The sequence below is a fragment of the Pseudomonas sp. TWR1-1-3 genome (assembly GCF_049896805.1).
Taxonomy (GTDB): Bacteria; Pseudomonadota; Gammaproteobacteria; order Pseudomonadales; family Pseudomonadaceae; genus Aquipseudomonas; species Aquipseudomonas bubulae.
Genome location: NZ_JAFCUZ010000002.1, coordinates 1 through 18,124 on the forward strand (window position 1 = coordinate 1; position 18,124 = coordinate 18,124).

Consider the following 18,124-nt stretch of genomic DNA (forward strand, 5'->3'; position numbering starts at 1 on the left):
AGCAACAGCAACAGCAACAGCAACAGCAACAGCAACAGCAACAGCAACAGCAACAGCAACAGCAACAGCAACAGCAACAGCAACAGCAACAGCAACAGCAACAGCAACAGCAACAGCAACAGCAAAGGTTAAGGCTTGAAACTGCACCAAGCCCTTGTGGACGCTGGCTTACCTGCGATGCAGACGGCATGGTCTGGCAGGCTAAGCGCGCCGATGCCATCGCGAGCAAGCCCGCTCCCACAGAGGGGATGTGCGGGGCTCGCAGACCTCGCCGCCAAACAGGCCGGCCGGTCGGCCGCCTCGCGGTGCAGTGCTTTTGATCTGCCAGCCCTCCCGGGAGGCCGAGAGGAGGTTCTGTGGAGTGGGTCTCCCGGCATCGATGCCGGGAGAGCCGCGATGGGCCATGGATGGCCCGTGGCGGCGTGCCCACGGAGCAGAGCCGGAGCGAGGGAACCTGAGCGAAGCGAAGGCCGTACGATGGGGCGAGGACTTTTTGGTTCCTTTTTGGTCCTTCAAAAAGGGACTCGCCGTAAGGGCGAAACCACTATTTAAGTTAGACACAAATGCCGGATATGTACTCAACGTATCAGTTAAACAAACACGATCAAGCGGGCCGCAAGCGCCAGCCCAGCACATCGAGCAGGTCACAACCATCGCGCAGCAATTGCGCTGAAACCGTAGCCAGATGTTTGAGATCAACCGAATCGGCCTGCTGCACTTCGCGGCTGGAGAACGATTCCATCAGTTGAGTTACAGCCAGAACGCGGGCGACTGCGTTGGCATGGAGCACATCGAGGGGAGCGCTACGATCGATCAATAACGCGGGGATGGTGCAGTCGATGGCGGTAAGTGGGATAAGCGTTGAATCAGTCATAGGTAAACCTCTGGTGCTCTAGGAGTTAACCACCTGTTTTCGTCGCCAAACAAAAAAGGTGGCCGCTGTACGCAGGTTGGCGAACCGGTTAAAGCCCAGAAAAACCCGGCAGATCCGAAGATCTCCCACGTACAGCTGCCATAAAGCACAGCGAGCAAAATACACGCTCCGGCATTTATAGCAATTACGTATTTTTCCAGGCAGTTCCCGGATCGCCAAACCCGGTCGCCTTATCGGCGAGCACCCACTATAGGCCCCGCATCAGACCTCCAGCAATTGCCAAACCTGTGCGATAAATCCCGAAAAAGCGTGAGCTTGCAGCTTCGCGAGCAGGCTCGCTCCCACAACTGGATTGCAGCCGTGACAGTTGCGAGTGATTCCGGGCTTGTATAGGCTGGCGCGCCGCCCGCCCATCGATCTGGAAGCTCCATTAATGCGATCCGTGTTCTCCTCGCTTTTACCTTTGGCACTCCTCAGTGCCACCCCCACCTACGGCAGTGCCCTGGAACTGGGTGAGGTGCAGGTACGCAGCGAAGAAAGCAGCGAACTGGAAGCCGCCCAGAACGCACTCAATGAAGTGCCCGGCGCCAGCAACCTGATCGATATGGCCCGCGTCGAAAACGGTCGCACCGCCAGCAATGCCGATGTACTGGCCTACCAGCCGGGGGTCTACGCGCAATCGGCGGGCAATGACGGGGCCAAGGTCTCGGTGCGCGGCTCGGGCATCAACCGCGCCCCCAGCGCCCACGGCTCGGGGCTGTATGTCATGTTCGACGGCCTGCCCCTGACCGGCCCCGGCGGTACGCCCTACGAACTGTTCGAGCCGCTATGGTTGAGCCGCGCCGAAGTGCTGCGCGGCGCCAATGGCTTCGACACCGGCTCGCTGGCCCTGGGCGGCTCGATCAACTACGTCACCCACACCGGCTACGACGCCGCGCCATTGCAGGTGCGTTACGAAACGGGCAGCTATGGCTATCAGAAACGTCAGATCAGCTCCGGGCAGGTGCTGGGAGATCTGGACTACTATGTCGCCCTGACCGACTCAGACACCGACGGCTATCAACACCATACCGCTGGCAGCAGCAAAGGCATCGCAGCCAATGTCGGTTATCGCTTCAGTCCACAACTGGAAACCCGCTTCTACCTGCGCTATCGCGAAACCGATAACGAACTGGCCGGGCGCGTGACCAAAGACAATATCAAGCATCACCCCCGCGCAGCCAACCCGGCCTATGTGGCAGGGGACTACAGCCGCCCGCAACCCGGCAGTACCTGGCTGGGCAACAAGACCACGATGTACCTGGATGACGATTCGCAGCTGGAAGTGGGCCTGGTCTATCACGACTACCCGATGGATCTGCGAGAAGGCCCTAACCGTTTGAAAGTTGCCTACACCGATGTCAGCGGCACGCTCAACTACAAGCGCCGCGACACTCTGTTCGGCCTTGAAAGCAACACCACCGTGGGCCTGCGAAACACCAAGCATTTGCCTAACAGCGGTGCATCGGAATATGTGCGTATCCCTGTGGGCAACACTGCAGGCTATGCCCCGGGCACCAAGATTCGCGACTTCAGTTACCAGGGTTCCGACACCGTGCTGCACGCCAGCAATGATCTGGAACTGATCCCCGACCTGTGGCTGACCACCGGCATGGCGCTGATCTACACCCGCCGCGAGAGCGACGTGAGCTACCCCGACAGCGGTGGCAAGGTCAGCCAGCATGACTGGGACTACGCGCCCCGTGTTGGCCTGCGTTACGAGTTCAATCCGCACTTGCAGGTATACGGCAACCTGAGCCGTTCGGTTGAGCCGCCGCACCCGTGGTCGATGATCTGGGGCTCGCCGTTTACCTTCCCGGTCAACAGTGGCCCGGCTACCGGTCGCCAGAGCACCCCCGTGTCGCTGGACAATCAAACTGCTACTACTCTGGAACTGGGCACCCGTGGCGATTCGTGGCTCGGGCAGTGGGATCTGGCCTGGTATTACTCGGCCGTGCGCCATGAACTGCTGAGCGTCGAAACCCAGGCCGCCACTCTCACCCAAAGCCCGATTGTCGGCGAGTCCAACGCCAGCCCCACCGTGCACCAAGGCATCGAAGCAGGACTCAACAGCCTGCTGTGGGAAAGACAAGCAGTGGGCAAGGTATCCCTGCGCCAGGCCTACACCTTCAGCGACTTCCATTACCGTGACGACGAGCGCTTTGGCGACAACAAGTTGCCGGGGATCCCGCAACACTACTACCAGGCCGAAGTACGCTATGACCATCCGCAGGGCTTCTATGCCGGGGTGAACACCCAGGTTGCCTCACGCATGGCGGTGGATTACGCCAACTCGTATTACACCTCGTCCTATATGCTTTGGGGCGCAACCCTGGGCTACAACGCCCCCAAGCAGGACTGGCAAGCCTGGCTCGACCTGCGCAACCTGAGTGGCGAGCGCTATGCCGCTACGGTTACGCCAGGGTATGACGACAAGGGACTGGACGCCGCGCGCTCCACCCCCGGTGAAGGCAGGGGCGCCTACGTGGGGGTTTCCTACAGCTTCCGTTAATCGCCGGACGGGATATCGGCTGGCAACCGCACCTTGCGCCGGGTGCCACTGAACAGGCCCCAGCTGGACAGGAACAGGGCGGCAATCAATGGCCCGATCACAAAGCCATTGAGGCCGAATATCGCCATGCCGCCCAGGGTCGAGATCAAAATCAGGAAGTCCGGCATTTTCGTGTCCTTGCCCACCAGGATGGGGCGCAGCACGTTGTCCACCATGCCGATCACAAAAACCCCATACAGCGCCAGCACCACACCCTGCCAGACCGAGCCGGTCACCACGAAGTAAACCGCGACCGGAGCCCAGACGATGCCGGCACCCACGGCGGGCAACAGCGACAGGAACATCATCAGCACCGCCCAGAACAGCGCGCTGTGGATGCCCAACACCCAGAAAATCACCCCGCCCAATGCCCCCTGGGTAATGGCCACCGCCAGGTTGCCCTTGACCGAGGCCCGGACCACACGGCGCAATTTGAGCTGCAACAGGCGTTTTTGCTGTTCTGCAAGCGGTACCGCGTTGCGGATGGTGCGCACCATTTGCTGGCCATCACGAATAAAGAAGTACAGCAGGTACAGCATGATGAAAAAGCTCACCACCAGATCAAAGGTGCTCTGACCAAAGCTGAACACCTGGGTGGCAAAAAACTGGCTGCCTTCGAGTGCACCCTTGGATACTTTCTCGCTCAGCCCGTCGATATTGCCCATGCCGAAACGGTCAAGCCAGTCCTGGGCGGTGGCCGGCAGGATATCCTTGAACTGCATGACATAGCTGGCGACGTTGATTCTGCCGCTTTCAACATCCTTGTAGAGCGTTGCCACTTCCTGCACCAGCAAGGTCGTGGTGATGATGACCGGAATGATCGCGATCACCGTACAGGCCCCCAGCGTGGCAAAAGTTGCCAGGTTGCGTCGTCCTTTTAGCTTGAGCAGCAGCTTGCGTTGCAGGGGTGCAAACAGAATCCCCAGGGCAACAGCCCAAAAAATCGCGCCATAAAACGGCAATAAAATCCAGATGAATGCAATTGTGACCAAGGCCAGCAACAGGAGCAGGGTTTTACGTTGCAGACTTGTTTCGTTCATGAGCCATCCATGTCAGTGATGCGAGTAGGAATCTGGTGCACGCAGTGTAGCCGCTGACATTGACAACTCCCTAGACACTCTGTAAATAATCTGCCTGGTTGTACGACGACAGATAACAAAAATAATAATACTCAGGAGCTCTACGGATGATCACACCTACCTGTGCCCCCTCCCTGTTCACTTGCTCAAGAACCTCCCGTGGTACCCGCTCGCTGGTGTTGCTGGGCCTTGGCAGCATGGGTCTGGCGCTGCCCGTCAGCGGTATGGCCGAAGGCTTTATCGATGACACCAAGGCTACATTGAACCTGCGCAACGCCTACATCAACCGCAACTATACCAACCCTGACTACCCGCAAAGCAAGGCCGAAGAGTGGACGCAAAACTTCATTCTCGACGTCAAGTCTGGCTTTACCCAGGGCACTGTCGGTTTCGGAGTGGATGTACTGGGGCTTTACTCGCAAAAACTCGACGGCGGCAAGGGCACGGTCGGTACTCAACTGTTACCGACCCACAGCGATGGTGAGCCCGCCGATAACTTTGGTCGTTTGGGTATTGCGGCCAAGGCCAAAATCTCCAATACGGAACTGAAAATCGGCGAGTGGATGCCGGTGCTGCCGATCCTGCGCTCGGACGATGGCCGCTCCTTGCCGCAAACCTTCCGTGGCGGCCAGATCACTTCAAAAGAAATCGCCGGGCTGAACCTCTACGGTGGCCAGTTCCGCGCCAACAGCCCGCGTAACGACGCAAGCATGGAAGACATGTCGCTCAACGGCAAAGGTGCCTTTACCTCCGATCGCTTCAACTTTGCCGGCGGTGATTACAGCTTCAATGAAAAGCGTACCCAGGTCGGCCTGTGGTATGCCCAGCTGGAAGACATCTACCAGCAGCAATTTTTAAACCTGTTGCACAGCCAACCTGTTGGCGATGTGACGCTGGGCGCAAACCTCGGTTATTTCTGGGGCAAGGAAGACGGTAACAAACTGGCGGGGGACCTGGACAATAGAACCGCCTACGCCCTGCTGTCGGCCAAATACAAGGGCAACACTCTGTATGTGGGCCTGCAGAAAATCAGTGGCGACGATGGCTGGTTCAGGGTCAATGGCACCAGCGGCGGAACCCTGGCCAACGACAGCTACAACTCCAGCTATGACCTGGCCAAGGAGCGCTCCTGGCAAGTGCGTCATGACCTGGATTTCGCGGTGCTCGGCGTCCCCGGTCTGACCATGATGAACCGCTATATCAGTGGCGATAACATCCACACCGGCAGCATCACCGATGGCAAGGAATGGGGCCGCGAATCGGAACTGGCTTACACCGTACAGGCCGGTACGTTCAAGGACCTCAACCTGCGCTGGCGCAATGCGAGTATCCGACGCGACTACAGCACCCACGAATTCGACGAAAACCGCATCTTTATCAGCTATCCGTTGTCGTTGCTGTAAGTCATGTCTGTGCCATCGGGGGGCGCTTGCGACCCTCACCCCTGCCCTCTCCCAAAGGGAGAGGGGGCCGATGTGTGGTGTTACGCAGAACTGCTTTTGCCTTCAGTCCCCTCTCCCTCCGGGAGAGGGCTAGGGTGAGGGGCTTTGGCTTCACAAACTTGTGCATTGACAACCACCGCAATGGCTGTGAATAATCCAACCCAAGTCATACGACAACTGACAATAACAAGTACGACAGGGCCCTTTGATGACAACCACACACACTGTCCAAACCCCCTTCAATCGCCTTCTCCTCACCGGTGCTGCTGGCGGTCTGGGGAAGGTGCTACGCGAAACCCTCAAGCCCTACGCCAGGGTGCTGCGACTTTCAGATATCGCCGCAATGGCTCCCGCTGCCGACAGCCGCGAGGAAGTGCTCATGTGCGACCTTGCCGACAAACAGGCCGTCCACCAGCTGGTTGAAGGGGTAGACGCCATCCTGCACTTTGGCGGTGTCTCGGTGGAGCGCCCGTTCGAAGAGATCCTCGGCCCCAATATCAGCGGCATTTTCCATATCTACGAAGCGGCACGCCGGCATGGCGTCAAACGGGTGATTTTCGCCAGTTCCAACCATGTCATCGGGTTCTACAAACAGGACCAGACCCTGGATGCCCACTCCCCGCGCCGGCCTGACAGTTACTACGGGCTGTCCAAGTCTTATGGCGAAGACATGGCCACCTTCTACTTCGATCGCTATGGCATCGAAACCGTCAGCATCCGCATCGGTTCCTCGTTCCCCGAGCCGCAAAACCGCCGGATGATGAGCACCTGGCTGAGCTTTGCTGACCTTACACAGCTGCTCGAGCGCTCGCTGTACACGCCGGATGTCGGCCACACCGTGGTCTATGGCGCCTCCAACAACCTCAATGTGTGGTGGGACAACCGCTATGCCGCCCACCTGGGTTTTGAGCCCAGAGACACCTCTGAAGTGTTTCGCGACAAGATCGAAGCTCAGCCGATGCCTGCGGCCAATGACCCTAGCATGGTTTACCAGGGCGGTGCCTTCGTGGCTGCCGGCCCGTTTGGCGACGAATAAATACGTCCCTGCAACCAAAACAAGATCACAGAGGTCGAGGCATCATGACAGCTGAACTGATTCTCGATGCACGTAATGCCACCGGCGAAAGCCCGGTCTGGAGCATCGCGGAGCAGGCACTTTACTGGGTGGATATCCCGGCAAAACGCTTGCATCGCTGGAGCCCCGCCGATGGTAAAGAGCACAGTTGGCAAGCCTCGCAAATGCTCGCCTGCATTGCTCAGACAGGTCATGGCAGTTGGATCGCCGCGATGGAAAACGGTCTGTTCGCTATCACCCCTCACGCCGATGGCAGCCTCGACAGTCGTTTGCTGGCCAGCGTGACCCATGCCCTGCCAGGCATGCGCTTCAATGATGGCCGCTGCGACCGCCAGGGCCGCTTCTGGGCGGGCACCATGGTGATGGACATGGCCGCCGGCGCCCCGGTGGGCGCCATGTACCGCTACAACGCAGGCCAGACCGAGCCGCTCACGGCGCAACTGCAGGGCTTGATCGTGCCCAACGGCCTGGCGTTCAGCCCCGATGGCAAAACCCTGTACCTGTCGGACTCACACCCGGACGTGCAAAAAATCTGGGCTTTTGACTACGACACCGACACGGGTACCCCTCACAACCGTCGCCTGTTTGTGGACATGAGCGAGCACCCGGGTCGCCCCGATGGCGCCGCCGTGGATGCCGAGGGCTGCTACTGGATTTGCGGCAACGATGCCGGGCTGATCCATCGCTTTACCCCGCAAGGCAAGCTCGACCGCTCCCTGACCGTACCCGTGAAAAAACCGGCGATGTGCGCTTTTGGCGGCGCTGATCTGGACACCCTGTTTGTGACCTCGATCCGCCCTGCAGGCGATCTCGCCGACCAGCCGTTGGCAGGAGGCGTGTTTGCCCTCCGCCCCGGGGTCAAGGGCTTGCCGGAGCCACTACTGAATAACTGACAACCGATCCAACACCTTGAAATAACAAAAACAATATTTGGAGTGACCCATGGATTTCAAACGCACCCTGCTGATTGCTGCTCTCCCCCTGGCCTTCTGCCTCTCAGGCGTGGCCCAGGCCGAAATCAAGATCAAGTTCGCCGAGGTTCATCCCACTGGCTATCCGCCGGTGCTGGCCGAACAGGAAATGGGCAAAAAGCTTCAGGAACAGAGCAACGGCGATATTTCTTTCAAGATGTTTGCTGGTGGCGTACTGGGTTCAGAGAAAGAAGTGGTCGAACAATTGCAGTCCGGCGCGGTGCAGATGACCCGGGTCAGCCTCGGCATCCTTGGTCCGGTAGTACCGGAAACCAATGCCTTCAACCTGCCGTTCGTGTTCCGCGACCAGGCCCATATGCGCAAGATCATCGACGGCGAAATCGGCCAGGAGATGCTGGATAAAATCACCAACTCCGACTTCAATATGGTCGCGCTGGCCTGGATGGATGGCGGCACACGCAACCTGTACACAAAAAAACCGGTACGTGAGATTGCCGACCTCAAAGGCATGAAAATCCGCGTACAAGGCAACCCGGTGTTTATCGACACCATCAACGACATGGGCGGTAATGGCATCGCCATGGCCACCGGCGAGATTTTCAGCGCCCTGCAGACCGGCGTGATCGATGGCGCAGAGAACAACCCGCCGACCTTCCTTGAGCACAACCACTACCAGAACGCCAAGTACTTCACCTGGACCGACCACCTGATCCTCCCCGAGCCGATCGTGATCGCCAAGACCACCTGGGCCAAACTCAGCCCCGAGCAACAAGCCCTGGTGCAAAAACTGGCCCGTGAAGCGCAAATGGAAGAGCGAGTGATCTGGGACAAAAAATCCGCAGAGAGCGAAACCAAGCTCAAGACCGCAGGCGTGGAATTCATCACCCTCACCCCGGAGCAGAAAAAAGCCTTCTACGACGCCACCCAGCCGGTTCGCGACAAGTACGGTGCCAACTACAAAGATCTGATCTCGCGCATCGAAGCCGTCCAATAAGCCAGTCCGATAACGCCGCCGCAACGGGCGCAAGCCCGTTTGCCGCGTAGTGGTGAGCCCCATGAAAAATACCGTACTGCGCTTTAATGACTTGCTGTACAGGGCCTGCATCGGGATCGCCGGTTTGTCGGTGCTGACCATGACCTTGATCATCCCCTGGGGCATTTTTGCCCGCTACGTGCTGGGCAGCGGCTCCAGCTGGCCCGAGCCCACCGCCATTCTGCTGATGGTGGTGTTTACCTTCTTTGGCGCTGCCGCCAGCTACCGTGCCGGTGCCCATATGGCAGTGGCGATGGCGGTCGAGCGCATGCCGGCCCATGTCCGCAAACTGGCCGCGGTGCTGGTGCAAATCCTGATGGTCATCGTCTGCCTGTTTATGACGGTCAAGGGCTTCAAACTGTGCGCGACCACCTGGAACCAGTTTCTTGGCGAAATGCCGGGTTTGCGCGTAGGCATCTCCTATTTGCCTATCCCGCTGGGCGGCATCGTGACCCTGATCTTCGTCCTGGAAAAACTCTTCCTGGGTGACCAAAGCCACCGCCGTGCCGTGCGGTTCGACATCGTAGAAGCCAGCGAAGAGGCCGTATAAATGGACGCTTTCGTATTGTTGGGCAGTTTTATCGCCCTGATCCTTATCGGCATGCCGGTCGCCTACGCGCTGGGCCTGTCGGCACTCGTCGGCGCCTGGTGGATCGATATCCCGTTCGATGCCCTGATGATTCAAGTGGCAGGTGGGGTTAACAAGTTCTCGCTGCTGGCCATCCCGTTTTTTGTCCTGGCCGGTGCCATCATGGCCGAAGGCGGCATGTCACGTCGGCTGGTGGCCTTTGCCGGGGTACTGGTAGGGTTTGTGCGCGGCGGCCTGTCGCTGGTCAATATCGTCGCCTCGACCTTCTTTGGCGCAATTTCCGGCTCTTCCGTCGCCGACACCGCTTCCGTGGGCTCGGTACTGATTCCGGAAATGGAGCGCGCCGGTTACCCCCGTGAGTTCTCCACGGCGGTAACGGTCAGCGGCTCGGTACAGGCTTTGCTCACCCCGCCCAGCCACAACTCGGTGCTGTACTCGCTGGCAGCGGGCGGCACGGTATCGATCGCTTCGCTGTTTATGGCCGGGATCATGCCGGGGTTGTTGCTCAGCGCAGTGATGATGGGCCTGTGCATGATCTTTGCGCGCAGACGCAACTACCCCAAGGGTGAAGTGATCCCGCTGCGCACCGCGCTGAAAATCGCCGGTGAAGCGATGTGGGGCCTGATGGCCATGGTCATCATCCTTGGCGGCATCCTCACTGGCGTCTTCACTGCCACCGAATCGGCGGCGGTCGCGGTGGTGTGGTCGTTCTTCGTCACCATGTTCATTTACCGCGACTACAAGTGGCGTGATTTGCCCAAGCTGATGCATCGGGCGGTGCGTACCATTTCCATCGTGATGATCCTGATCGGCTTTGCTGCCAGCTTCGGTTACATCCTGACGCTGATGGAAATCCCGATGAAGATCACCACCGCGTTCCTGACCCTGTCGGATAACCGCTACGTGATCCTGATGTGCATCAACGTCATGTTGTTGTTGCTGGGCACGGTGATGGACATGGCGCCGCTGATCCTGATCCTCACCCCGATCCTGCTGCCGGTGATTATCGGTATCGGTGTCGACCCGGTACATTTTGGCATGATCATGCTGGTCAACCTGGGCATCGGCCTGATCACACCGCCGGTGGGCGCGGTGCTGTTCGTGGGTGCAGCCGTGGGCAAGGTCACCATCGAAAACACCGTTAAAGCGCTGCTGCCATTCTACCTGGCACTGTTTATGGTGCTGATGCTGGTGACCTACGTTCCGGCCATCTCGCTGTGGTTGCCAAACCTGGTGCTGTAACCCCGCCTTACCCCTGTGGGAGCGAGCAAGCCCGCTCCCACAGGGATATTAAAGCGGCTCTATTTCCAGCCAAGGAGGCTGGTTGCTTATGTCTGCTCCTGCGTTGTTCCCCCGCCATATCGCAGTATTGATTCTGGTACTGCTGGCCTGCGCTTTTGCGGGCAATCATATCGCCGCCCGGATTGCCTTCGACCACGACACCGGTTTGCTGCTGGCGATTCTATGTCGTGCTGGCGTGACCTTGCTGGTATTGACCGGCCTGGTGCTATGGCAACGCGAGCGCCCTCGGCTAACGCCCGCCAACTGGCGCTGGCAATTGCTGTTGGGATTGCTGATCGCAGCACAAAGCTTCTGCATTTATTCAGCCGTGGCCCGTATCCCCGTGGCCCTGGCATTGTTGATCGGCAATATGGCGCCGATCCTGCTGGTACTGCTGACCTGGGCCCTGGGCGGTGCGGCACCCACCCTGCGGGCGGCACTGCTGATGGGGCTGATCATGTGCGGCCTGGTGTTTGCCCTCGACGTGCCCGAACGTTTGTCCAGCCAGCACAGTACCGAGGCACAGTGGCTCGAAGGCATCCTCTTCGGCTTTGCTGCCGCTTGCGTGTTTGCCTGTGCGCTATGGATCACCGATCACAAACTCTCGAGCCTGCGCGGTACGGTGCGTAGCATGCTGACCATGCTTATCGTATTTTGTGCGGCAGCCCTGGCCGGGGTCAGCGGGGTGCTGCCGGGCGGGGTTTCGCTACCCTCCTCGTCTACCGGCTGGACAGCCCTGGCCTTTCTGGTTGCGCTTTACGGGCTGGGCTTCTGCCTGTTGTTTATCTGCATGACGCGGCTGAACATGGCCCGCAACGCACCGGTAATGAACGTCGAACCGGTGGCGAGCCTGCTGTTTGGCTGGCTGATTCTTGACCAGTTGCTCAGCAGCGGCCAGATCATCGGCGGCCTGATTGTGGTCGCGGGCATTGTGATGCTGACCTGGCCGCGCAAAGCATAGATCCAGATCAATAGCCGGGAGCAAGGGCTCGACTACCATCGCGCCTTTTTTGCGAACGAACTGACTATGCGCCTTGCTCCGCCCGAACTCCTCGCCCCTGCCGGCACCCTGAAAAATATGCGCTATGCCTTCGCGTATGGCGCCGACGCGGTGTATGCGGGCCAACCACGCTACAGCTTGCGCGTGCGCAACAACGAATTCGACCACACCAACCTGGCCATTGGTATCGCCGAAGCCCAGGCCCAGGGCAAACGTTTTTACGTTGTGGTCAATATCGCCCCGCACAACGCCAAGCTGCGTACCTTTCTCAAGGATCTGGAGCCGGTGATTGCCATGGCACCGGATGCGCTGATCATGTCCGACCCGGGCCTGATCATGCTGGTGCGCAAAAACTTCCCCCATGTGCCGATTCACTTGTCGGTTCAGGCCAATACCGTGAACTGGGCCAGTGTTGAATTCTGGCGCCAGCAAGGCCTGAGCCGCATCATCCTGTCCCGGGAGTTGTCGCTGGAAGAGATCGAAGAAATCCGTCAGCAAGTACCCGATATGGAGCTGGAGATTTTCGTACATGGCGCGCTATGCATGGCCTACTCCGGGCGCTGCCTGTTATCTGGCTACATGAACAAGCGTGATGCCAACCAGGGCAGCTGCACCAATGCCTGCCGCTGGAAGTACGAGGCCAGACCGGGTACAGAAAACGAGCTGGGCAATATCGTCAATGTGGTTGAGCCTACCCTGGGCGTAGGTGCACCCACTGACGAAGTATTCGTGATGCACGAATCCCAGCGCCCGGATGAACCGATGACCGCGTTCGAGGACGAACACGGTACTTACATCATGAACTCCAAGGATCTGCGTGCTGTACAGCATGTGGCGCGGCTGGCGGAAATGGGCGTGCATTCGCTGAAGATCGAGGGCCGCACCAAGTCGCACTTTTACTGCGCGCGCGCCACCCAGGTGTATCGCAAGGCCATCGATGATGCGGTGGCGGGTCGTGAGTTTGACCGCAGCCTGATGACCGATCTGGAGTCCCTGGCCCAGCGCGGCTATACCGAAGGGTTCTTGCGCCGCCATGTCCACGATGAATACCAGAACTACCTGCATGGCAGTTCATTGTCCCATCGCCAGCAGTTTGTCGGGGAATTGACCGGCGAACGACGCAATGGCCTGGCCGAAGTCAAAGTGAAAAACCGATTTGCTTTGGGCGATCATCTGGAGCTGATGACACCCCACGGCAACTATCACTTTGATCTGGAACGTTTGCTTAACAGTGCAGGCTTGCCGACCCAAGTGGCGCCGGGTGATGGCCACACGGTGTACCTGCCGATCCCCGAACAGGTGGACTTGAACTACGGGTTGTTGATGCGTGATTTGACGGTGAGCGAGGTGATGGAACGTTCGGCGTGACCACTGTGGGGGCGGGCTTGCTCGCGATAGCATCGCCCGGTGTTGTCTGACAGACCGAGCCGTCAGCATCGCGAGCAAGCCCGCTCCCACAGACTGTCGTGAGTGCGATTAATCGCGAAACACTTCATCCAGCAAGTTATGCATGGCGGTGAACGCCCGACCCGCAGTTTTGGCGTCGTACATCATCTTGCCCGGCACATTGGCGTGGGGGTCAGTGAACGAATGCACTGCGCCGCCATAGCTGGTCAGTTGCCAGTCCACACCCGCCGCGTTCATCTCCGCCTCAAACGCTGGTAGCTGCTCGCTTGGCACCAATGGGTCCAGCGCGCCGTGGAACACCAGCACCGAGCCCTTGATGCTCTGGGCATCGATAGGGTTAGGTGTGTCCAGCGTGCCGTGGAATGACACCGCAGCTTGCAACGGTGCACCACTGCGTGCCAGTTCCAGTGAACAGCACCCGCCAAAACAGAAACCAAAGGTTGCCAGCTTGTTGCTGTCGACCTGGGCCAGGCCCTGATTTTTCAGCATGTCATACGCTGCCCACATACGCTTGCGCAGCAAGGCACGGTCATTCTTGAGCGGCATCATCGCCGCACCGGCCTCGTCGGCGTTGCCGGGCCGGGTGCCCTGGCCATACAAATCGGCGATCAGTACCACATAACCCTGTTCTGCCACCGACTTGGCAATCTCTTCGGCGCCTGCGCTGATGCCCATCCAGTTGGGCGCCATCAGCAAACCCGGCAACGGGTCTTCACGGCTCGGATCAAAGGCCAAACGGCCTTCGTAAGGTTGGCCGTCGATTTGATAAGCCACAGAGCTGACCGAAATGGATTTCATCAAAAACTCCTGAATTTGAAACAAAAAAAACCCGCCGAAGCGGGTTTTTATAGCGCGGTTAGACCGACAACTCTACTAACAATTTGTTTAGCCGACGGACATAGGCCGCAGGGTCTTTCAAACTGTCACCGGCTGCCAGGGCTGCCTGATCGAAGAGGATGTGCGACAGGTCGCCAAAACGCTCTTCACTCTGCTCTGCATCGAGTTTCTCGATCAGCGGGTGAGCCGGGTTGAACTCGAAGATAGGCTTGGACTCAGGCACTTTTTGACCGCTGGCTTCGAGGATCTGACGCATTTGCATGCCCAGATCCTGCTCACCAATGGCAAGAATCGCCGGGGAATCAGTCAGACGATGCGACACGCGCACTTCGCTGACGCTCTCGCCCAAGGCAGCCTTGATGCGCTCAACCAGACCTTCTTTGGCCTTGGCCACTTCTTCTGCCGCTTTCTTGTCCTCTTCCGAGTCCAGATTGCCCAGGTCGAGGTCACCACGGGCCACGTCGACAAAGCTCTTGCCGTCGAAGTCGCTGAGGTAGCTCATCAGCCACTCGTCGATGCGGTCGGTCAGCAGCAGGACTTCGATGCCTTTTTTGCGGAAGACTTCGAGGTGCGGGCTGTTTTTAACCTGCGCGTAGGTTTCGCCGGTCAGGTAGTAAATCTTGTCCTGACCTTCCTTGGCGCGGGCCAGGTAGTCGGTCAAGGAAACATTCTGTTCGCCGTCGTCGCCGTGGGTCGAAGCAAAACGCAGCAGACCGGCGATTTTTTCCTTGTTGGCGAAATCTTCGGCCGGACCTTCTTTCATCACCTGGCCGAAGTTTTTCCAGAAACCCTGATATTTCTCAGGCTCGTTCTTCGCCAGTTTTTCCAGCATGTCGAGTACACGCTTGGTCAGCGCCGTCTTCATCGAGTCGATGATCGGGTCTTTTTGCAGGATTTCCCGCGACACGTTCAGCGACAGGTCGTTGGAGTCGATCACGCCCTTGATAAAGCGCAGGTACAGCGGCAGGAACGACTCGGCCTGATCCATCACGAAGACACGCTGCACATACAGCTTCAGGCCTTTAGGCGCTTCACGCTGGTACAGATCAAAAGGAGCCCGGGCCGGAACGTAGAGCAATGAACTGTATTCGAGCTTGCCCTCAACCTTGTTGTGGCTCCAGGCCAGCGGGTTCTCGTAGTCATGAGCAATGTGCTTGTAGAACTCCTGGTATTCCTCATCCTTTACTTCAGTACGAGGACGGGTCCACAGGGCACTGGCACGGTTGACGGTTTCCCATTCCAGTGCAGGCGCCTCTTCGCCTTCGGCAACGGTCTGCTCTTTAGGCAGTTCGATAGGCAGGGCGATATGGTCGGAGTACTTCTTGATGATATTGCGCAGGCGCCAGCCGTCAGCGAATTCGGATTCGCCAGGTTTGAGGTGCAGCACGATTTTGGTGCCGCGGTCGGCCTTCTCGACGGTGGCCACTTCAAACTCGCCCTCGCCCTTCGAAGACCAGTGCACGCCCTCGCTTGCCGGGGTACCGGCACGGCGGCTGTACACGTCAACCTTGTCGGCAACGATAAAGGCCGAGTAGAAACCCACGCCGAACTGACCGATCAGATGCGAATCTTTTTTCTGGTCGCCGGTGAGGTTTTTCATGAAGTCGGCAGTGCCGGACTTGGCGATCGTACCCAGGTGGGTGATCACGTCATCGCGGTTCATGCCGATACCGTTGTCTTCGAGGGTGACGGTGTTGGCGTCTTTGTCGAAACTCACACGGATTTTAAGCTCGGCACCGCCCTCCAGCAGATCTGGCTTGGACAGTGCTTCAAAACGTAATTTGTCGACAGCATCAGAGGCGTTCGAGATCAGTTCGCGAAGGAAGATTTCCTTGTTGGAGTACAGCGAATGGATCATGAGGTGCAGCAGTTGCTTGACCTCGGTCTGGAAGCCCAGGGTTTCTTTTTGAGTTTCCACGCTCATTGTTATCAAACTCCGATTGGATGGCAGTGGCCACGCCCGTAAGGGTTAGCGGCGGGATGTGATGAAAGTTGGGGCCAATGATGCAAATTTCAAGGGTCGAACCAGTGGCTCAAGTTTTTTACCAATAGTTTCCGCCCGCGCTGCTTTACTTATATATGTGTTCGAGCATGGAACTTAAGCCATCAGCCCATGCTCAAACGCCCCGTAGATCTACTCATAAGGAGAAACACCCCATGCGTAATACTTTTGCTGTTGCCTTGATGCTGGCTGCTTCGCTTGGCCTGGCTGCCTGCGACAAAAAATCCGAAGACAAAGCCCAGGACGCTGCCCAGCACTCTGAGCAAGCGCAAGAAAAAATGTCTGAAGCACAAGACAAAGTAAACGACGCGGCCAAAGAAAACGCCGAAGCTGCAAAAGCACAAGCCGAGTCCAATAAAGCCGCTGCTGAAGAAGCCGGCCAGACTGCTCCGGTTGCACCTGCGGCAACTCCAGAAAGCAAGTAACACGACTTTCTGCGATATAAAACCAAGCCCGCCAAGTGCGGGCTTTGTTGTATCTGAACGTTAAGGGTTAGTGTTTGCATGCTTGAACACACGCCCATTAAAAAAGCCCTGCATCCATTAAGATGCAGGGCTTTTTTATTGACTCGGCAACGCTTTTGGCGAACCGGGTAATTACGCCATTGCTTCAACTCGTTTGCCCAGCAGACGGTCGCAGATTACTGCGCCCAGCAGGGTCACAAGACTAGGCACCAGCCACGCCAGGCCCTGCTCGCTAAATGGCATATTGGCCAATTGGGTCGGAATCCACTCTCCCAGGCCAGCACCTTTAAGCGCGTCGATCGAGCCAAAGAAGAATGACACCAGCATGACCGGACCAACGATCCGGCTCTGGGCATTCCACAGGCCTTTGCAGAAACTCAGCGCCACCAACACGATGCAAGGCGGGTAGATCGCCGTCAGCAACGGGATGGAAAACGCAATCAACTGGGTCAAGCCAAGGTTCGACACGGCCAGCGAAAACAGCGCAAGGATGATCACCAGCGTCTTGTAAGACAGTGGCAGCACAGTACTGAAGTATTCAGCGCAGGCACAGGTCAGGCCAACGGCCGTTACCAGGCAAGCCAGTGCAATCAGTACGGCAAGGAAACCGCTGCCCAGCGAACCGAAGGTGTGTTGTACATAGGCGTGCAGTACCGCCGCACCATTGGTTGCACCCGCCGCCACTTCATGGCTGCCCGCACCCAGGCGGAACAGGCTGATGTAGACCAGCGCCAGGCCGACACCGGCGATCAGGCCGGCAATGATGGCGTAGCGGGTAATCAGCTTGGGTGATTCAACACCACGGGAACGGATGGCATTCACGATCACGATACCGAACACCAGCGCACCCAGGGTATCCATGGTCAAGTAGCCATTGATAAAACCCTGGGAGAACGGTGCGGCCACGTACTCGGGGGTCGCGACGCCAACATCACCTGCAGGCAAGGCAACGGCAGCAATGCCGAGAATGGCCAGGGCGATGATCTTCAACGGAGCAAGGAAGCGCCCTACCGTGTCCAGCAGGCGACCCGGGTACAACGACACAAAAAACACGATCAGGAAGTACACCGAGCTGTACAGAAACAGCGCCAGTGGGCTTTCACCGGTCAAAGGTGCCAGGCCGACTTCAAAGGATACGGTGGCGGTACGCGGGGTCGCGAACAACGGGCCAACAGCCAGATAGGCCACGGCTGCCAACAAGCCCCCGGCGATCTTGCCGATCGGGCTGCTCAGTGCGTCCATGCCGCCACCGACCTTGGCCAGGGCAATAACGGTGACTACCGGCAGACCGACTGCGGTGATCAGGAAGCCCAATGCAGCCATCCAGACGTTAGGTCCGGCCTGCAGGCCAACGATTGGCGGGAAAATGATGTTGCCTGCCCCAACGAACAGGGCAAAAGTCATAAACCCAAGTGCCAGGATGTCCTGGCCTTTCAATACTTTCATTACGGAAATACCACACTACTGAATCGGGATTTAGAGGGGAATTTCCCGTGCGGATGTGGGAAATGCTGTCGAT

15 protein-coding genes are annotated in these 18,124 nt (G+C 58.2%); 10 read left to right on the forward strand and 5 right to left on the reverse strand.

Annotated elements, in window-relative coordinates:
* Positions 1–604: 604 nt before the first annotated feature.
* Positions 605–874: a short-chain dehydrogenase gene (locus ACP7BE_RS07435; RefSeq protein ID WP_095020255.1), complete on the reverse strand. Its 270-nt coding sequence runs from the start codon at positions 872–874 to the stop codon at positions 605–607.
* 433 nt (positions 875–1,307) lie between these two features.
* On the opposite strand from ACP7BE_RS07435, the gene ACP7BE_RS07440 reads away from it, so the two are divergent.
* Positions 1,308–3,425 carry a TonB-dependent receptor family protein gene (locus ACP7BE_RS07440; RefSeq protein ID WP_426105379.1) on the forward strand — a complete coding sequence of 706 codons (2,118 nt, stop codon included), beginning with the start codon at positions 1,308–1,310 and terminating at the stop codon, positions 3,423–3,425.
* On the opposite strand, the gene ACP7BE_RS07445 is transcribed toward ACP7BE_RS07440, so the two are convergent.
* A complete protein-coding gene (locus tag ACP7BE_RS07445) occupies positions 3,422–4,504 on the reverse strand; it encodes an AI-2E family transporter (RefSeq protein WP_426105381.1) in 1,083 nt (360 codons plus the stop codon). The genes ACP7BE_RS07440 and ACP7BE_RS07445 overlap by 4 nt on opposite strands.
* A 146-nt stretch (positions 4,505–4,650) precedes the next feature.
* On the opposite strand from ACP7BE_RS07445, the gene ACP7BE_RS07450 reads away from it, so the two are divergent.
* From ACP7BE_RS07450 to yegQ, 8 genes are all read left to right on the forward strand, one after another.
* Positions 4,651–5,946 carry an OprD family porin gene (locus ACP7BE_RS07450; protein ID WP_426105383.1) on the forward strand — a complete coding sequence of 432 codons (1,296 nt, stop codon included), beginning with the start codon at positions 4,651–4,653 and terminating at the stop codon, positions 5,944–5,946.
* 247 nt (positions 5,947–6,193) lie between these two features.
* Positions 6,194–7,021: an NAD-dependent epimerase/dehydratase family protein gene (locus ACP7BE_RS07455; protein ID WP_095031728.1), complete on the forward strand. Its 828-nt coding sequence runs from the start codon at positions 6,194–6,196 to the stop codon at positions 7,019–7,021.
* A gap of 44 nt (positions 7,022–7,065) precedes the next feature.
* Positions 7,066–7,953 (forward strand): glucurono-1,5-lactonase, encoded by an 888-nt coding sequence (locus ACP7BE_RS07460; RefSeq protein ID WP_095023963.1) that lies wholly within the window; start codon positions 7,066–7,068, stop codon positions 7,951–7,953.
* A gap of 49 nt (positions 7,954–8,002) precedes the next feature.
* Positions 8,003–8,986, forward strand: coding sequence for a TRAP transporter substrate-binding protein (locus tag ACP7BE_RS07465; protein ID WP_095002107.1), 984 nt, complete (start codon positions 8,003–8,005; stop codon positions 8,984–8,986).
* A gap of 61 nt (positions 8,987–9,047) precedes the next feature.
* Positions 9,048–9,575: a TRAP transporter small permease gene (locus ACP7BE_RS07470; protein ID WP_095002108.1), complete on the forward strand. Its 528-nt coding sequence runs from the start codon at positions 9,048–9,050 to the stop codon at positions 9,573–9,575.
* The gene (locus ACP7BE_RS07475) at positions 9,576–10,856 is read left to right on the forward strand and encodes a TRAP transporter large permease (protein WP_095002109.1); all 1,281 of its coding nucleotides are present in this window, start codon (positions 9,576–9,578) and stop codon (positions 10,854–10,856) included.
* An 88-nt stretch (positions 10,857–10,944) separates the two neighbouring features.
* Positions 10,945–11,856: an EamA family transporter gene (locus ACP7BE_RS07480; protein WP_095019115.1), complete on the forward strand. Its 912-nt coding sequence runs from the start codon at positions 10,945–10,947 to the stop codon at positions 11,854–11,856.
* Between the two features lie 66 nt (positions 11,857–11,922).
* A complete protein-coding gene (gene yegQ, locus ACP7BE_RS07485) occupies positions 11,923–13,263 on the forward strand; it encodes a tRNA 5-hydroxyuridine modification protein YegQ (RefSeq protein ID WP_133144927.1) in 1,341 nt (446 codons plus the stop codon).
* A 108-nt stretch (positions 13,264–13,371) separates the two neighbouring features.
* Here yegQ and ACP7BE_RS07490 read toward each other — a convergent pair whose 3' ends face one another.
* Positions 13,372–14,100: a dienelactone hydrolase family protein gene (locus tag ACP7BE_RS07490; RefSeq protein WP_426105388.1), complete on the reverse strand. Its 729-nt coding sequence runs from the start codon at positions 14,098–14,100 to the stop codon at positions 13,372–13,374.
* A gap of 58 nt (positions 14,101–14,158) precedes the next feature.
* On the reverse strand, positions 14,159–16,063 hold the full coding sequence (gene htpG / locus ACP7BE_RS07495; protein ID WP_016780177.1) for a molecular chaperone HtpG: 1,905 nt from the start codon (positions 16,061–16,063) through the stop codon (positions 14,159–14,161).
* A 233-nt stretch (positions 16,064–16,296) separates the two neighbouring features.
* Between htpG and ACP7BE_RS07500 the strand changes: the two genes are divergently transcribed.
* On the forward strand, positions 16,297–16,566 hold the full coding sequence (locus ACP7BE_RS07500; protein WP_016780176.1) for a hypothetical protein: 270 nt from the start codon (positions 16,297–16,299) through the stop codon (positions 16,564–16,566).
* A gap of 171 nt (positions 16,567–16,737) precedes the next feature.
* Here ACP7BE_RS07500 and brnQ read toward each other — a convergent pair whose 3' ends face one another.
* Complete coding sequence (brnQ, locus tag ACP7BE_RS07505; RefSeq protein WP_426105391.1) at positions 16,738–18,051, reverse strand: branched-chain amino acid transport system II carrier protein; 1,314 nt, start codon at positions 18,049–18,051, stop codon at positions 16,738–16,740.
* Positions 18,052–18,124: the final 73 nt, after the last annotated feature.

What these genes read in the sequence shown, in the direction of transcription:
- ACP7BE_RS07435 (WP_095020255.1), bottom strand. Translation starts at nt 874, where the DNA reads ATGACTGATTCAACGCTTATCCCACTTACCGCCATCGACTGCACCATC.
- ACP7BE_RS07440 (WP_426105379.1), top strand. Translation starts at nt 1,308, where the DNA reads ATGCGATCCGTGTTCTCCTCGCTTTTACCTTTGGCACTCCTCAGTGCC.
- ACP7BE_RS07445 (WP_426105381.1), bottom strand. Translation starts at nt 4,504, where the DNA reads ATGAACGAAACAAGTCTGCAACGTAAAACCCTGCTCCTGTTGCTGGCC.
- ACP7BE_RS07450 (WP_426105383.1), top strand. Translation starts at nt 4,651, where the DNA reads ATGATCACACCTACCTGTGCCCCCTCCCTGTTCACTTGCTCAAGAACC.
- ACP7BE_RS07455 (WP_095031728.1), top strand. Translation starts at nt 6,194, where the DNA reads ATGACAACCACACACACTGTCCAAACCCCCTTCAATCGCCTTCTCCTC.
- ACP7BE_RS07460 (WP_095023963.1), top strand. Translation starts at nt 7,066, where the DNA reads ATGACAGCTGAACTGATTCTCGATGCACGTAATGCCACCGGCGAAAGC.
- ACP7BE_RS07465 (WP_095002107.1), top strand. Translation starts at nt 8,003, where the DNA reads ATGGATTTCAAACGCACCCTGCTGATTGCTGCTCTCCCCCTGGCCTTC.
- ACP7BE_RS07470 (WP_095002108.1), top strand. Translation starts at nt 9,048, where the DNA reads ATGAAAAATACCGTACTGCGCTTTAATGACTTGCTGTACAGGGCCTGC.
- ACP7BE_RS07475 (WP_095002109.1), top strand. Translation starts at nt 9,576, where the DNA reads ATGGACGCTTTCGTATTGTTGGGCAGTTTTATCGCCCTGATCCTTATC.
- ACP7BE_RS07480 (WP_095019115.1), top strand. Translation starts at nt 10,945, where the DNA reads ATGTCTGCTCCTGCGTTGTTCCCCCGCCATATCGCAGTATTGATTCTG.
- yegQ (WP_133144927.1), top strand. Translation starts at nt 11,923, where the DNA reads ATGCGCCTTGCTCCGCCCGAACTCCTCGCCCCTGCCGGCACCCTGAAA.
- ACP7BE_RS07490 (WP_426105388.1), bottom strand. Translation starts at nt 14,100, where the DNA reads ATGAAATCCATTTCGGTCAGCTCTGTGGCTTATCAAATCGACGGCCAA.
- htpG (WP_016780177.1), bottom strand. Translation starts at nt 16,063, where the DNA reads ATGAGCGTGGAAACTCAAAAAGAAACCCTGGGCTTCCAGACCGAGGTC.
- ACP7BE_RS07500 (WP_016780176.1), top strand. Translation starts at nt 16,297, where the DNA reads ATGCGTAATACTTTTGCTGTTGCCTTGATGCTGGCTGCTTCGCTTGGC.
- brnQ (WP_426105391.1), bottom strand. Translation starts at nt 18,051, where the DNA reads ATGAAAGTATTGAAAGGCCAGGACATCCTGGCACTTGGGTTTATGACT.